The following is a 250-nucleotide window of genomic DNA, read 5'->3' as shown; positions in this document are numbered from 1 at the left end:
ACGCCGCAATACCGCGTCTGATCAGGTGACCCAGCACGTTCACTTTGTCGATAAGAAACGCAAACGCGAATTGCTGTCGCACATGATTGGGAAAGGGAACTGGCAGCAGGTGCTGGTGTTTACCCGTACCAAACACGGCGCTAACCATCTGGCTGAACAGCTCAATAAAGATGGCATCCGTAGTGCGGCGATCCACGGCAATAAATCGCAAGGTGCGCGTACTCGTGCGCTGGCTGATTTTAAATCGGGC

At 53.6% G+C, this 250-nt stretch carries 1 protein-coding gene; it reads left to right on the top strand.

All coding sequences use genetic code 11. The features are described from left to right. The coding region (locus tag SB719_RS21605) for a helicase-related protein (RefSeq protein WP_412159952.1) at positions 1-250 on the top strand (250 nt) is incomplete at both ends.

This window comes from Pantoea sp. SIMBA_079, assembly GCF_046940275.1.
Taxonomy (GTDB): domain Bacteria; phylum Pseudomonadota; class Gammaproteobacteria; order Enterobacterales; family Enterobacteriaceae; genus Pantoea; species Pantoea borealis.
Note: the sequence above shows the minus strand (reverse complement) of the source record. Positions and strands in the feature narration are given on the sequence as shown.